General features: G+C 67.1%; 12 protein-coding genes and 1 tRNA gene. 3 read left to right on the top strand and 10 right to left on the bottom strand.

All coding sequences use genetic code 11. From position 1 onward, the window contains the following. Positions 1–5: 5 nt before the first annotated feature. From ACLJEU_RS24745 to ACLJEU_RS24725, 5 genes are all read right to left on the bottom strand, one after another. Complete coding sequence (locus tag ACLJEU_RS24745) at positions 6–644, bottom strand: bifunctional 4-hydroxy-2-oxoglutarate aldolase/2-dehydro-3-deoxy-phosphogluconate aldolase (RefSeq protein ID WP_414661329.1); 639 nt, start codon at positions 642–644, stop codon at positions 6–8. Positions 645–803: 159 nt separating this feature from the next. Beyond that, positions 804–1,181 carry a CZB domain-containing protein gene (locus ACLJEU_RS24740; protein WP_414661330.1) on the bottom strand — a complete coding sequence of 126 codons (378 nt, stop codon included), beginning with the start codon at positions 1,179–1,181 and terminating at the stop codon, positions 804–806. A gap of 112 nt (positions 1,182–1,293) precedes the next feature. Beyond that, on the bottom strand, positions 1,294–2,076 hold the full coding sequence (locus ACLJEU_RS24735; RefSeq protein ID WP_414661331.1) for a 3-hydroxybutyrate dehydrogenase: 783 nt from the start codon (positions 2,074–2,076) through the stop codon (positions 1,294–1,296). Between the two features lie 43 nt (positions 2,077–2,119). Next, the gene (locus ACLJEU_RS24730) at positions 2,120–3,448 is read right to left on the bottom strand and encodes an MFS transporter (RefSeq protein ID WP_414661332.1); all 1,329 of its coding nucleotides are present in this window, start codon (positions 3,446–3,448) and stop codon (positions 2,120–2,122) included. Between the two features lie 58 nt (positions 3,449–3,506). Beyond that, a complete protein-coding gene (locus ACLJEU_RS24725) occupies positions 3,507–4,391 on the bottom strand; it encodes a LamG-like jellyroll fold domain-containing protein (protein WP_414661333.1) in 885 nt (294 codons plus the stop codon). Positions 4,392–4,633: 242 nt separating this feature from the next. Between ACLJEU_RS24725 and ACLJEU_RS24720 the strand changes: the two genes are divergently transcribed. Beyond that, positions 4,634–4,718, top strand: a tRNA-Leu gene (locus tag ACLJEU_RS24720). Between the two features lie 275 nt (positions 4,719–4,993). Then, entirely contained in the window at positions 4,994–5,353 is a 360-nt protein-coding gene (queD, locus tag ACLJEU_RS24715) for a 6-carboxytetrahydropterin synthase QueD (RefSeq protein ID WP_414661334.1), read from the top strand. A gap of 53 nt (positions 5,354–5,406) precedes the next feature. Here queD and ACLJEU_RS24710 read toward each other — a convergent pair whose 3' ends face one another. The 5 genes from ACLJEU_RS24710 to ACLJEU_RS24690 are packed head-to-tail and all read right to left on the bottom strand — an operon-like array spanning position 5,407 to position 11,703. Then, positions 5,407–6,681: an MFS transporter gene (locus tag ACLJEU_RS24710; protein ID WP_414661335.1), complete on the bottom strand. Its 1,275-nt coding sequence runs from the start codon at positions 6,679–6,681 to the stop codon at positions 5,407–5,409. Then, positions 6,678–7,730, bottom strand: coding sequence for an aldo/keto reductase (locus ACLJEU_RS24705; protein WP_457795314.1), 1,053 nt, complete (start codon positions 7,728–7,730; stop codon positions 6,678–6,680). Before ACLJEU_RS24705 ends, ACLJEU_RS24710 begins: the two co-directional genes overlap by 4 nt. A gap of 30 nt (positions 7,731–7,760) precedes the next feature. Further along, positions 7,761–10,328, bottom strand: coding sequence for a glycoside hydrolase family 95 protein (locus ACLJEU_RS24700; protein WP_414661337.1), 2,568 nt, complete (start codon positions 10,326–10,328; stop codon positions 7,761–7,763). Between the two features lie 19 nt (positions 10,329–10,347). Continuing rightward, on the bottom strand, positions 10,348–10,785 hold the full coding sequence (locus ACLJEU_RS24695) for an RbsD/FucU family protein (RefSeq protein ID WP_414661338.1): 438 nt from the start codon (positions 10,783–10,785) through the stop codon (positions 10,348–10,350). A 51-nt stretch (positions 10,786–10,836) separates the two neighbouring features. Then, positions 10,837–11,703: a helix-turn-helix transcriptional regulator gene (locus ACLJEU_RS24690; RefSeq protein ID WP_414661339.1), complete on the bottom strand. Its 867-nt coding sequence runs from the start codon at positions 11,701–11,703 to the stop codon at positions 10,837–10,839. A gap of 174 nt (positions 11,704–11,877) precedes the next feature. On the opposite strand from ACLJEU_RS24690, the gene ACLJEU_RS24685 reads away from it, so the two are divergent. Further along, positions 11,878–13,632, top strand: a complete 1,755-nt coding sequence (locus ACLJEU_RS24685; RefSeq protein WP_414661340.1) for a pectate lyase family protein — start codon at positions 11,878–11,880, stop codon at positions 13,630–13,632. Positions 13,633–13,677: the final 45 nt, after the last annotated feature.

Here is a 13,677-nt window from a genome sequence, read left to right as displayed (position 1 = left end):
GCGCGTTACTTGGCCGCCGCGACCGCCGCGACAAACGCCTTCGCCTTAGCCGTGATCGCCGCCCAGTTCTTTTCCTTGAACGCCTTCGCGTCCACCAGCGAGCTGCCGGCGGCGGTGGCGAACGCGCCCGCCTTCAGGAAGTCGCCGACGTTGTTTTCGTTCACGCCGCCGGTCGGCACCATCTCGACGTGGGGCAGCGGCGCCTTGACCGATTTGATGTAGCCGGGACCGAAAAATTCCGCGGGGAAAATCTTCGCCGCGTCGGCACCGCATTCCCACGCATTGATGATCTCCGTCGGGGTGAACGCGCCGCTGAAGACCGGAATGCTGTAGCGTTTGCAGAGCGTGATGACGTCCGGCCGGAGCGCCGGCGTGACGATGAACTTCGCGCCCGCGAGAATGCCGGCGCGGGCGGTCTCGGCGTCGAGCACGGTGCCGAGGCCGAAAAGAAAATCGGGCAGCTCCGACGTCGCCTTCTCCAGCATGCGAATGGCGCCCGGGGTCGTCATCGTGAGCTCGATGCTCGTGAGCCCGCCGGCGGCGAGCGCCTTGGCGCAATCGAGCAGACCATCCGGCGAATCCGCGCGAATGAGAGCGATGACCTTCTCGGTTTTGATCTTCGAGAGAATGGCGTCTTTTTTCATGGAGCCGCCCAGTGTGAGGTCGGGCACAGGACGAGGGAAATCAATTTTAGCGCGCTGCGTGGCGGACACCGTCACCACCCGCCCCGAGCTTCTCCGCCTCGCCGCGCTTGACCGAGGACTGCCCCGAGCTCGCGGAGAAACTGCCAGCCACCCGGCCGCTCAGCCGACGCTCAGGTGCGCGGCCTCGCGCTTCCACGCCGTCATTTCGGCGGTGAGCTTGTTTGAGATCCCGGTGAATTTGGATCCGTAGGAGAATGCCTTTTTCGCTTCTTCCTTCCGGCCTTCGAGTGCGAGTCCGAGAATCCGAGCCGCCTCGAGATGAAAGTCTGCATGCGTCGAGCGAATGCATTTGAAACGAGGCGCGGAGGCCATCGCCTCATCCTGCGCGTAGAGCCATTTGCCAAAGGTGCACCGATCGTCCTGGCACACATTCTCCACCGCGAACTCCGACCTGCCGGTCTCGATGGCCGAGTGCAGCTCGCGCTTCCACCGGCCATGGGCGTCAATCGCGGCTTGGATTTCTTCCTGGATGCTCATCTCAAACCTTCACTTCGGCACGAAACTCCAGGCGCTTAACCTCCATTTCCTCGCGATGACCCCGGGCTTCGGGAAATCGCGGCACCGTCCGCCTGCCTACGCGCGGTTCGCCTCAGCGGGCCGTCCACCCGCCATCGATCGGAATCGCGGCACCTGTGATGGATCGCGCCTGCTCGCCGCAGAGAAACAGCACCAGCGCGGCCACTTCCTCGGGTTCAACGAAACGCTTGCTCGGTTGCGCGGCCAGAATCACGTCGCGGATCACCTGATCGCGCGGCAGGCCATGGATCGCGGCCTGGCTTTCGATCTGGCCCTCGACGAGTGGCGTCCGCACGTAGCCGGGACACACTGCGTTGCACGTGATCGCGGTCTCGGCGAGTTCGAGTGCGACGCTTTTCGTGAGTCCGACCAGGCCGTGTTTCGCGGCGACGTAGGCGCTCTTGAACGGTGACGCCACGAGCCCGTGCGCCGAGGCCACGTTGACGATGCGGCCCCAGCCGCGGCGTTTCATGCCTGGCACGGCGGCGCGAATGGCGTGAAAGCTGGCGTTGAGGACGACGTTTTGAATGGCGTCCCACTCCGCCGGCGGAAACGCGTCGACCGCGGCCACGAACTGGATGCCGGCGTTGTTGACGAGAAAATCCACGGACCCGAAGCCCCGCTCCGTGTCGGCCACAAGGCGCGCCGCCTCGGCTGGCTGGCGCAGATCGGCGTCGTGACTCTCCACGCGAACGCCCGTCTCGGCGATCAACGCGCTCCGCTGGCGCGCGAGATCCTCGGCGCGCCCGAGGCCGTGGAGCATGACATTTGCGCCTGCGCGGGCGAACGCGTGGGCGACGGACTGGCCAATGCCGCTCGTCGAGCCGGTAACCAGGGCGGTCTTGCCTTTGAACATAGGTGAAGGAGGGCAGCGCCGGACCAAGTCCGCCAGCGGGGAATCACGGAACGGCCGGGGCCTGTTCCGCGCGCAGGTCGGTGCGATTGGTCTCCGCGGCCAGCAGCACGCTGACGATCGTGATCACGCCCATGCCGCCGAGATAAATGCCGATCGGCCACGTCGCGCCGTCGGCCCAGCCCAGCAACGCCGACGCAATGAGCGGCGCGAGTCCGCCGGCAAACGGAGCTGCGAGTTGATAACCGAGCGAGGCGCCGGTGTAACGCGTGCGCGTGCCGAACAGCTCGGAAAAGAACGCCGCCTGCGGACCGTAGAGCGCGGCGTGTCCAATCATGCCCGCTACAATCGCCAGCCAGACCAGCGTCGGCTCGCGCGTTTCCACGAGCCAGAAGAACGGAAACGTCAGCGCCACGAGGAAGAACGTGCCGACAAGGTAGACGGGTTTCCGGCCGACGCGGTCGGAGAGCGCGCCGAAATACGGGATCGCGACGAGCTGGACGGCCGACCCGAGGAGCACGCCGTTGAGCAGCGTGCTCCGCGTCATCCCGAGACGCTGCGTTGCGTAGCTGAGGATCCAGACCGTGAAAATGTAGAAGAACGCGTTCTCCGCGAGCCGCGCACCCATCGAGAGCAGAACGCTGCGTTTGTGCTCCCGCAGGACTTCGATGATCGGCAGTCGCGGCGCAGGCTTGGCGGTGCGCGCGAGTTCAAACACCGGGCTTTCGAGCACGCGCATCCGGATGAAGAATCCGAGGCCGGTCAGCACGATCCCGAGGAGGAACGGGACGCGCCAGCCCCACGAAAGAAAGTCTTTCTCCGGTAGCAGCGTGAAGAGTTTGAATACGCCCGTCGCCATCAGCAGCCCGACCGGCACGCCGACCTGGACCCAGCTGACGAAGAAACCGCGCCGCTTCGCGTCGGAGTGCTCGGCGACCATGAGCACCGCGCCGCCCCATTCGCCGCCGACGGCGAGGCCCTGCACGATGCGCAACGTGACCAGCAGCGCCGGCGCCCAGAGGCCGATTTGATCGTACGTGGGCAGCAGTCCGACGAGAAACGTCGCCACGCCCATCATCACGAGCGTGGTCACGAGCATCGATTTCCGGCCGATGCGATCGCCGAAGTGTCCGAAGATGATTCCGCCGAGCGGTCGCGCAAAGAAGCCCACCGCGTAACTCGCAAACGCCGCCAGGGTGCCGGTCGCCGCATCGAGCGTGGGGAAAAAGAGCTGATTGAACACGAGCGCCGCAGCCGTGCCGTAGAGAAAGAAATCATACCATTCGATCGCGGTGCCCAGCATGCTGGACACCACGACCCGGCGGAAGGAAGAGGGCGCGGAGGTCGACGTAGCCGGCGGGGCGGGGTGAGTCATGAAGAGCGGGTTGCCGGCTCTGGCGCGCGACGCCCGAGTCGCCGGCGAAAAGCCAGCCTCACGGCGTGGCGTGGAGTCCGCTGACGCCGCGGGGCAGGGTGAAGACCGTCGTGACTTCGTCGGCCGTGAGTTCGCGATCGAAAATCGCGAAGTCGTCGAGGAAGCCGGTGTAGTTCAAGCCGAGCGTCAGCGCGCTCTTGGTCACGTCCCAGTTGAACGTGTGGTTCCAGCCGCTCATCGCCGCCTGCCGCTTGCCGTCGAGATAAAGCGTGCCGCGGCCGTCGGTCGTGCCGGAGTTGATGTTGGCGAAGGTCACGAGCACATGCGTCCAGCGATCCCGGCGGAACGGATGTTGGTGCACCGGCGCGATTGGGCGTTCCGCGTCGGGCATCTCCTCGTACTTCCGGTTCTGCGGATTCCAGTATTTCGTCACCGCCATGATGCCGAAGCGAAAATGGCGCGGCGTGTGATCCTTGCTGAACTCGACGAAGAGATTGCCCTCGTTCCACGCCTGCGCGACGAACTGAAACGGGTCGCAGTAACCGGGCTCGAGGTCCTTCTCGGGATCCAGCCGCATCCAGAATGAAACACTGCCGCTCCAGTTCGCCGGCTTGTAGCCGAGGTTGGCGCCGCCGTGGTAGAAAACCTGGGCCTTTGTCTTCCCGCGAAATTCCAGCGCGTCGCCGAAACGACCTTCGCCGCGCGCGATCCGCGCCTCGGCCGGCAGACCCGGCGCGGCTGCCTCGCGCTTGGTCCGCTCCGCCGCAGTGTAGACCTGCCGATCGCCGCGGGCGAGGGTGGCGTCCGCCGTGCCGTCAAACGCGGCGTGAAAGGTCAGGGCGTCGCGCAACGCCGCGGGCGACGCGTTCGGCGTGGCGGCAGCGAGGCTGGCCGGCGCCAGCAGCGCCACGAGGACAGGGAGGGACAGGCGGAAATCGTGCATGGGCGGGAAAGCGAGGCGTGGATAAAACGAAGGCGCGGTGAGCGGGAAGGCCGCGCCGCGGAGGTCCGGCGAAAGTGAGTCGCGGCGGGGTGCGGCTCAATGCCTTTGTGGCGGTTGGCGGACATCGTCTTGCATCGGGTTCACCGAGGACCCTGGAAGGTCGTGCGCGCGCCGATTTGAGAGGCGCGCCATTTCTGCTTGCCGTGGCCTTTGGCGCGGGCGTACTAGGCCCCTTCCCGTTTGCCCGGGTGGTGGAATTGGTAGACACGCAGGTCTCAGAAGCCTGTGCCGTAAGGTGTAGCGGTTCGAGTCCGCTCCCGGGCACCATCCTTTGCGGCTGCGCCGCGAAGGATGCCTCGCCGAAGCCTTGGCGTAATCGGGTCACGTCCCCGCCTCCCCGTCGGGCTGCATCCGACCCTAAGGGGTCAGGCTGTTGCACGTTGCAGCCCGGCAGCTTGGATCACTCCCTGGGTTCATCCATCTTCGCGGGTGCTTGTACGGCCGCTCGAAACGCGGATTCAAGCGCCGGGTTGGATCCCTAGTGCGGACAATCCGCGCGAAATGCGCTTTGCAGGCGCGGTGGCGCCGGCAGAGTGGTCCCTGTGAAATTCACGGTCTCCAAGCGATTCACCTTCGAAGCTGCCCATTCCCTGCCGCATCTCCCGGAGGGCCACAAGTGCCGGAATGTCCACGGACACTCGTATATCGTGGAGGTGTTCGTAACCGGCCCGCTCGATGCGCGCGGCTTCGTGGTCGACTACGCGGAGATCAGCGCGGCGTTGAAGCCCATCATCGCGCGGCTGGACCACCGCAACCTGAACGACGTCCTGCCGTGCTTCACCACGGCGGAAAATGTGGGCGCGTGGATCCTCGAGGAGGCCACCCGGGCCCTGCCACTTACGCCGCCGTGCCACGTGGATGTTTACGAAACCGCGATGGCCTGCGTGCGAGTGGAGCGGTGAACGAAGGGCGGACCCGGCGTGGCCGGGCCCGGAACCCTCCGCCGCCATGAGGGCTACGCAGCTGGCCCGCGCCGGTCGTTGACTGCGAACCGTGGATCGCGGCGCAGCGCACCAATGCCGAAGAGAATGAGCAGCGCCGCGATCACCGGCATGAGGCCGTAGCCGATGAACACCGGCGTGTAGCCGTGGCGTGCGATCAGCCAGCCGGAGAGCGCCATGAACAGCATGCCGCCGAAGCCCGAGCCCATGCTCGCGAGGCCCCACACGGACGCCACGGCGTTCTTGGGAAACACATCCGCGGGAAACGCGAGCGTGTTGGCCGTGTATCCGGTATAGCCGAACGTCGTCAGCGAGATGAGCGCGATGGCGAGCCACGCGCGATCGGTGAGAATCGCCGGAATGGTGCACAGCATCAGCGCTGCAAACGCCACCGTGCTGATCTTCCGCGCCGCCGGCACCGCCACCCCGCGTCGGATCAGCTGCGCGGTCAGCACGCCGCCCGCAAGATTGCCGATCGCCGCCGTGAAATAGGGAATCCAGCCCTTCCAGCCGATCTCCTTCAGGCTGAAGTGGTGCACCTCGCTGAGATACTTCGGAAACCAAAAGACGAAGAAGTACCAGACCGGATCCATGAACACCTTCGAGATCGTGAACATGATGACGAACCGCGTGCGCACCAAATCGCGCACGGGCACCGGCGCAGGCGCGACTTCGCCCGCGCCCGCCTTCGGCACGGAGTACGTCCACCACCAGCCCGCGATCCACACCAGGCCGAGCCCGCCCATGATCACGAACGCCGGTTGCCAGCCCCATTGCAGGACGAGCCACGCGATCACCGGGGTGGAAATCACGGCGCCGATCGCCGCGCCGCTGTTGAAGATGCCCGACGCCAGCGCCCGCTCTTTCGGCGGAAACCATTCGCCGACGAGCTTCGCCGCCGCCGGCCAGTTGCCCGCCTCCCCGGCGCCAAGGAGAAAACGAAACAGCCCCAGCGAAAACGCCCCGCGCGCGAACACGTGGAGAATGCCGGCGACCGACCACCATAACATGCAGGCGGCGTAACCGACGCGCGTGCCGACCCGATCGATGAACGGGCCCGAGAGGCCGTTCATCACCGCGTACGCCAGCATGAAGGCCGATGTCACGTAGCCATACGTTTCCTCCGTCAGCGGCACAGCGGCCTTGAAGTCCGGCGACGTCACCACGACCGACAGCACCTGCCGGTCAAGGTAGTTGATGAGCGTCGCGAAGAATGCGAAGCCGATCATCACCCAGCGCAACCCCGACGGGGCCGTGGGTTCAGGTGCCGGCGCAGGAGAGGGGGTCATCGCGTGCGATCGTTGGCGGGGTTTTCGTAGTAGTCGAAACTCGGCCCGAGGGCGTCGAGCAGCGGTTGCGTGAGCGCGTTCAGCTCTGCGATTACGTTTACCGCCAGCGGTTCCGCCGCCGCCTTCAGATTGTCTTCCAGCGCCGCGACGTTGCGCGAGCCGCACAATGAACTCGTGATGCCGTTACCGGCACACGCCCACTTCAACGCGAGGTCCGCGGTCGTCATTCCTTCACGCCGGGCGACCGCGCGAATCGCGGCGAGCGCAGTCGCCGTTTCAACTTCGACGCCGGGCAGGCCGTGACGCGAGAGCGGCGTGGCGCGGCTGTCAAAGTGTCGCGTCCGTCGCCGCCACTCCGGCAGGTCGGCGAGCTGCGCGTAACGGTCTGACAACACGCCCTGCAGCAGCGCCATGTAGCCGAGCACGCCGACGCCGCGCTCGCGGCAGAATGGCAGGATGTCGCGCTCGATTGCGCGCGTGAGCAGGCTGTACGGCAGTTCGTTGACGACAATGGCGGCTCCCGTCGCAAGCGCCTCGGTGAGTTGCGCGCGGCCGAAATTGCTCACGCCGATGTGGCGGATTTTCCCGGCGCGTTGCAGCTGCATCAGGGTCGCAAACGCATCGGGCACGGACGGCACGGACGTCGCGTCCGCGGTGAAATGCCGGATCGAGTGCGCGGTGATCGGCCAGTGCACCATGTAGAGATCGATGTGGTCGGTCTGCAGCCGGCGCAGGCTGGCCTCGCAGTGCTGTACCAGCGTGGCGGGTGCCGTGTGGCTCGGGCTGATCTTCGTGCACACGATCACCTGGTCGCGCGGAATGCCCCGCAGCGCCGCGCCGAGCGCCTGTTCGCTGGCACCGCCGTTGTAGGCCTCGGCGGTGTCGAAGAAATTGCAGCCGTGCTCCACGGCGTGACGGACGACGGCGTCCACTTCGCTTTGGCTCTGCGCGCCCCAGTAGTCACCGCCGCCGAACGACCAGCAGCCCATGCCTAGGATGGGCAGCACGAGATCGGACGAGCCGCACCGGCGGGTGGGGAGAGGCGGCAACGAAGCACTCATGGACGCGATTCGGCGCGATCAGGGCCGGGCCGGTGTGATCGCATACGTGCCGCCGGCGGCGGTGGCGAACTCCACGCATCCGGCGTCGATCCGCCGTGAGGCGACGCGCTGGCCGTTGGCCGTGATGTCCACCGGCCCAGGCGTGCGCAGCCGCTGCGGGCCGGCGAAATTTGTCTTCAACTGCGCCGATGCCAGCCGGCCGTCGCGCCACGCGAGATCGATGGACACGCCGCCGCGGGCGCGGATGCCGCGGATCGATCCGGTGGGCCACGCTTGCGGCAGCGCGGGCAGAAGCTCGATCTCGCCGGCGTGGGACTGCATCAACATTTCCACGACGCCCGCGGTGTACGCCTGGATGCCTTGGTTGCCTTCCATCGATGGGACGCGATCGCTGTCCTCTTTTTGTGGATGAATGCTGATGTCGGTCTCCATCATGCGCGCGATGCGATGCGCCGCCTCGGCGTCGCCGAGCCGTGCCCACAGGTTGATCTTCCACGCGGCCGACCAGCCGTGGTTGTCGCCTTTCACGGCGAGCACTTTTTTCACCGCCTCGGCGAGAGCCGGTGTGCCGCGCCGGGTGATCTGGTTGCTTGGATACGCCGCGTAGAGATGCGACACGTGGCGGTGCTTCGGATCGAACTCCTTGTATGGCTTCAACCACTCCATGAGCGTGCCGTCGTTGCGCACCTGATGCGGCGCGAGTCGCGGCAGCGCGGCGGCGCATTCGGCGCGCAAGGCCTCGTCCACGCCCAGCGTGGTGGCCGCCTCGATACACTGGCTGAAGACATCGCGGAGCAACTGCGTGTCCATCGCGGCGCCGGCGGAGATCGAGTTGCGGACGGCGGTCTTGGGCGCCGGCGTGCCGTCGTGCAGCAGCGCGCGACCGTTGACCAGCGCGAATCCGTTTTCGGGCGAACCCGAGGGCGACGTCACGAGCCACTTGTTCGCCGGCTCCTCCACCAGCAGATCGAGGCCGAATTCCGCCGCGCCTTTCATGAGTGGATAGATCCGCCGAAGAAAGGCGGGGTCCGGATGGTAGCGATAGTGTTCCCACAGCGACTGCACCAGCCACACGCCCATCGTCGGTGCCATGCCGTGAAACACGCGGTCGGTCATCGCGGTGTTCATCCAGACATCGGTGCCGTGGTGCGCGCACCAGCCGCGGGCGCCGTACACTTCCTTCGCGGTGCGTGCGCCGCTGGCGGCGAGCGCCTCGATGAACGTCACGAGCGACTCCACCGTCGCCGGCAGATTCGCGTTCTCCGCCGGCCAGTAGCATTCCTGGATGTTGATGTTAAGCGTCCAGCGCCCGCGCCAGCGACCCTCGAGGTCGTCGAGCCAGATGTTGTGATTGTTGAACGCCATCGTGCCCGGTCGTGAGTCGGCGAGCAGCAGGTAGCGGCCGTACTGGAAATACTGGGACGTGAACTGCGGATCCGTTCCGCCCTGGCGCAGCCGATCCAGCCGGGTGGTGGTGTCCTCCTGCGCGGCCGCAGTGGTGCCGAGATCGAGCTGGCACGCGCGAAACAGCGGTTGGTAGTCGGCGAGGTGGCGCTGCCGCAGATCGGCAAACGACCGGCCGGCGATCGCCGTGAGATAAGCGGCGCAGCGCGCATCCGGGTCGGCACTGATGTCGTTCCACGTTTTGTAGTTCGTCGCGCCGGCCAGTACGATCGTGACGGCATTCGCGTTTTCGACGCGGACGGCCGCGCTCCCCGCGTCCGTTACGGTCCGCACCGTGCCGCCGTCCGCCTGCACGCGCACGCGGCCCTGCCAGCGCATCCGGCTCGGGATTTCGGGGTTCGGTTGCGACACGCCGCCCTCGATGAGAATCGCGTCCGGGCCGACCGCGCGGCTCACCGCCGACGGATGGAGGCTGCTGAGGCGGGTGTTGAGGGTGAGCTGGCCCGGGCGGTCGCACGTGAGCCGGACGACGACCACTTGATCCGGATAACTTGCGAACGCTTCCCGCGTGTAACGCGCGTCGCCAATGCGATAGCTCACGCGGGCGACGGCGGAGTCGAGATCGAGTTCGCGCCGGTAGTCCTGCACGGCGTCGTGGCCTTCGAAACTCAGGTGCAGCCGGCCCATCGCCTGGTACGTTTGCACGACCGGCACGGGATGGCTCAGGAGGTTTTCGGCGAGCGTGGCGGCCTCGGCGAAGTGCTCCTCGCCGAGCAGCCGGCGGATCCCGGGCAGCGAGGCCAGGCCCTTCGGGTTGCTGGGATTGTACGGCTGGCCGGTCCAGAGCGTCTCGTCGTTGAACGGGATCACCTCGTCACGCACGCGGCCGTAAATCATCGCGCCGAACCGCCCGGTGCCGATCGGAACGCCTTCCCAGAATTTCGTCGCGGGCGTGCGATACCACCACGCCATGGCCGATGCCGGCGGCTGCGCCTGGCCGGAGATCGTGGCGTCCGCCGGCAGCGTGTTTCCGGCGGCAACCGGCTCCGCCGACCACGCTCCCGCCGTCACGCTGACGGCGACGATCGCCGACCACAGGGCGCGGCCCGCGCACCGGAGGGAAGGCGCTGTTTCGTCGTCGCCACGCGGGACGCTGCGCAGGGAGGGAAGGAAGCGTCTCATGCTCGTATCCGGATCAGTTCTACGGCTGGCCCGGCAACGGCGTGCTGACGACGCCGAGGGTGAGCAGGATGTTGGCGAACCGCCGTTCCTCGCCGGTCGCGATTACCAGCGCGGTCGTTGCCGCTTTCGCTTCGGCGTAGAAATCGTGCCGCTTGCGGGCGCTTAGCGGCGCGGTCGCCGGGAGCAGTTTCCGGTACGTCTCGTGAATCGGCACGGCCTGCCCGTCGGGCGTCTCCATCACGATCGCCGATTCGATCGGAATGGTTTGCGCGAGGGTCTCGAGGACATCCGGCACGCTCACGAGCCCGCGGCGAAAGTTCAGGAACACCCGCGTCGCGGTCGCGGGCGTCTCGGTGCTGAACGGGAAGTTTCCGTCCGCGATCAACACGCGCGAACCGTGGCCGGCGCTGGCGAGGGCCCGGAGGATCTCCGGGTGCAGGAGCGGGGTTTTGAGCACAGGATCCTAATGTAGCAAAGCGGGCGTGCGCCGGCTTGTTGCTCCGGGTGATTACGAGTGGGGTTTCGGGCGAAACTGGATCCGATAGGCGAGCGGCGTCGTGTCGTAGGTCGCCTTGAAGCTGTGGTGAAAATGCGACAGCTCCTCGAACCCGCACTCGAACGCGATCGCGGTCACGGATCGCTCCGTCGATACCAGCAGCTTGGCCGCGTAGTCCATGCGCAGGCGGTGGACGTGCCGGCGCCACGATTCGCCGGTGATCGCGCGAAACAGTTCCGTGAACCGGCGCCGCCCGAGACCGACCGATCGCGCGGCGTCGTCCAGCGAGACCGCCGTGTAGAACTCCGTCTTCAAGCGCGCCGCATAACTCGCCACGCGCGCCGTGCTCTCGTCGCTGCGGTCGATGGCGCGATCGCCGCCGCGCGTCCAGCGCAGCGTCAGCACGGCAAGGTCCGTGAGCCGGGCGATCAGCAGCGCCTCCCAGCCGATGCGCTGCGCTTCCTGCTCGAACAGCATCTCCTGCACGAGCGCGCGAATCTGCCGCGCCTGATCGTTGCCCGCGCCTTGCAGATCGATCGGCAGCATGCCGGACGCGGACAATTCCCGCGTGAGTTCCGGCCGCAGCAATTCGGGCCGGTAGTGAATGGCGTACAGCGTCACGGGCTCGCCCGGGAGATCGCGCTGCCGGTGCGGCACCTGCGCGGCGATGTGAAAGAGCGTGTCCGCCGCCACCGTGAAATCGCGTCCGCCACTTTCCCACAGCGCGCGGCCGGCGATCAACAGGTGGAATTTGGCGTAGGCGTCCTTCATCTCGCCGAAGAATCCCGGAGCGTGGCGCGCCTCGAACACCACCAGCCCCCAGTCGGGCATCGGCACCCGCTTGGGGCTCGAATTGAACTCGTCGGGTTTGGTCGGCACGGGGTGCGCGGAAGCGTTTGCGTTGAGGGGAAAAATTCAAGCGCATCACGCGCGTGATCGTTAAGCACCTTGCCGCCGGCCCACCCGGAAACCCACTGTGGAGCGCCCGATCCGACAAGCGCCCAAGGCGTCCCGGTGCTACGCTGGGTTTTCCGCCTCACCTCTCTTTCTCCCATGCCGGCTCTTCGCTTCCTTCTCCTCGTCTTGCTTGCCACGACCGCGCTTGGCGGCGCAGACGCGCCTCCGCGCTGGCTGACGCTTGATGCGGCGGCGCGGCGCGATTCGGTGGACGCCCCGGCCAGCCGGCTCGTCGCACCCGGTCCCAACGGCAAACTCAGCTACCGCGCGGAACCGGACGGAACGACGCTGCCGGATTTTTCCACCTGCGGCTTTGCGGGCGGCGGCGTGGCGCTGCCCGTGGCGGCGGTGAAAGTCACGCTCTCGCCCGAGGCCGGCGGTGCCGATGATCGTCCGCGGATCCAAGCGGCGATCGACGAGGTGTCGCGACTCCCGCGTGATGCCCAGGGACTGCGGGGCGCAGTGCTGCTGCGGCGCGGAGCCTATCGCGTGCACGGCACGCTGCGGATCGCCGCCTCGGGCGTGGTGCTCCGCGGCGAAGGTCCGGGGACCGACGGCACCGTGATCACCGCCACCTTGCCGAAGAAACACACCGTGATCGACGTCGGCGGCGACGGCGACCTCGAGCGCGACGAGTCCACGCGCCTGCGCGTGACCGACGCCTACGTGCCCGTGGGTGCACGCCTCCTGCAGGTGGAGCGCGCAGGCGTTTTCCACGTGGGCGACACCGTGCTCGTGCACCGGCCGAGTCCGCGCGAGTGGATCGCGGCGCTCGGCATGGACCGGCTCGCGGAGGGCACGAAGAAGCCCGGCGTGAAGAACTGGTCGCCGGGCGGGTTTGATCTGCTGTCGGATCGCACGGTGGTCGCCATGGACGGTGCGATCATGACGCTTGACGCGCCGGTGTTTCAGGCGCTCGAGGCCCGCTTCGGCGGGGCGACCGTGGTGCGTTACCGTGATCCGGGTCGGATCGAGCGTGCGGGCGTGGAGGCGCTGCGCATCGTCTCGGTGTACGATCGGAAGAAATTCAAGGCCGCGTCCGGCCTCACCCCCCCGCAGGCCGTGCGGCAGTATGAGGACGAGGATCACGCGTGGATCGGCGTATCGCTCGACCGGATTCGCGACGGCTGGGTGTCGCGCGTGACCGTGGTGCACGCGGGCTACAGCGCGGTGCACTGTCAGACGCGGGCGTTGCGGACCACGGTGCAGGACTGCGCGATGATCGATCCGATTTCGGAGCACACGGGCGGGCGGAAGTATTGCTTCGGTGCCAACGGCCAGTTCGGCCTTTTCCTGCGCTGCTACGCGCGCAACGGCCGGCACGATTTCGTCCTCGGCAACCGCCTCGCCGGCCCCAACACGTTTCTCGACTGCCTCGCGGACGAGGCTTCGAGCGCGAGCGAGCCGCATCACCGCTATGGCACGGGCGGCCTCTGGGACAACGTGCGGCTGCGCGGCGACGCCGAACTGCAGGCGATCAACCGCGGCGATTCCGGCAGCGGCCACGGCTGGGCCGGCGCGAACAATGTCTTTTGGAACTGCGCGGCGGCCGTCGTGCTCGTGATGCAGCCACCGACGGCGCAGAACTACGCGATCGGTTGGAGCGGGGCGACGGACGCCGCGACGCTCCAGGTCGCCGCGCGCTTCGGTGAACGCCTGCGCCGGATCGGCGAGCGCGGCGGCGTCACCTTCGCGCTGCCACCTCAGCCGATCCTCGGCGACGGCCACATCGAGTCACCGACGGCTTTGGTCGCACCGCGCAGTCTCTATCTGCGGCAGTTGCAGGACCGGCTCGGACCCGCAGCGGTCGCCGTTGTGACGGCGCCGACGCCCGGACCCGTCATCGAGTGATTCCGCGACCGGCTCCCGACCGAGGCGAGAGGCGAGAGGCGAGAG

The sequence above is a fragment of the Terrisphaera buseokensis genome (genome assembly GCF_047521145.2).
Classification (GTDB): domain Bacteria; phylum Verrucomicrobiota; class Verrucomicrobiia; order Opitutales; family Opitutaceae; genus ER46.
The sequence above is the reverse complement of the archived record's forward strand: the minus strand, read 5'-3'. Positions and strand labels throughout refer to the sequence as shown.

What these genes read in the sequence shown, in the direction of transcription:
- ACLJEU_RS24735 (WP_414661331.1), bottom strand. Translation starts at nt 2,076, where the DNA reads ATGTTCAAAGGCAAGACCGCCCTGGTTACCGGCTCGACGAGCGGCATT.
- ACLJEU_RS24710 (WP_414661335.1), bottom strand. Translation starts at nt 6,681, where the DNA reads ATGACCCCCTCTCCTGCGCCGGCACCTGAACCCACGGCCCCGTCGGGG.
- ACLJEU_RS24725 (WP_414661333.1), bottom strand. Translation starts at nt 4,391, where the DNA reads ATGCACGATTTCCGCCTGTCCCTCCCTGTCCTCGTGGCGCTGCTGGCG.
- ACLJEU_RS24685 (WP_414661340.1), top strand. Translation starts at nt 11,878, where the DNA reads ATGCCGGCTCTTCGCTTCCTTCTCCTCGTCTTGCTTGCCACGACCGCG.
- ACLJEU_RS24730 (WP_414661332.1), bottom strand. Translation starts at nt 3,448, where the DNA reads ATGACTCACCCCGCCCCGCCGGCTACGTCGACCTCCGCGCCCTCTTCC.
- ACLJEU_RS24700 (WP_414661337.1), bottom strand. Translation starts at nt 10,328, where the DNA reads ATGAGACGCTTCCTTCCCTCCCTGCGCAGCGTCCCGCGTGGCGACGAC.
- ACLJEU_RS24740 (WP_414661330.1), bottom strand. Translation starts at nt 1,181, where the DNA reads ATGAGCATCCAGGAAGAAATCCAAGCCGCGATTGACGCCCATGGCCGG.
- ACLJEU_RS24745 (WP_414661329.1), bottom strand. Translation starts at nt 644, where the DNA reads ATGAAAAAAGACGCCATTCTCTCGAAGATCAAAACCGAGAAGGTCATC.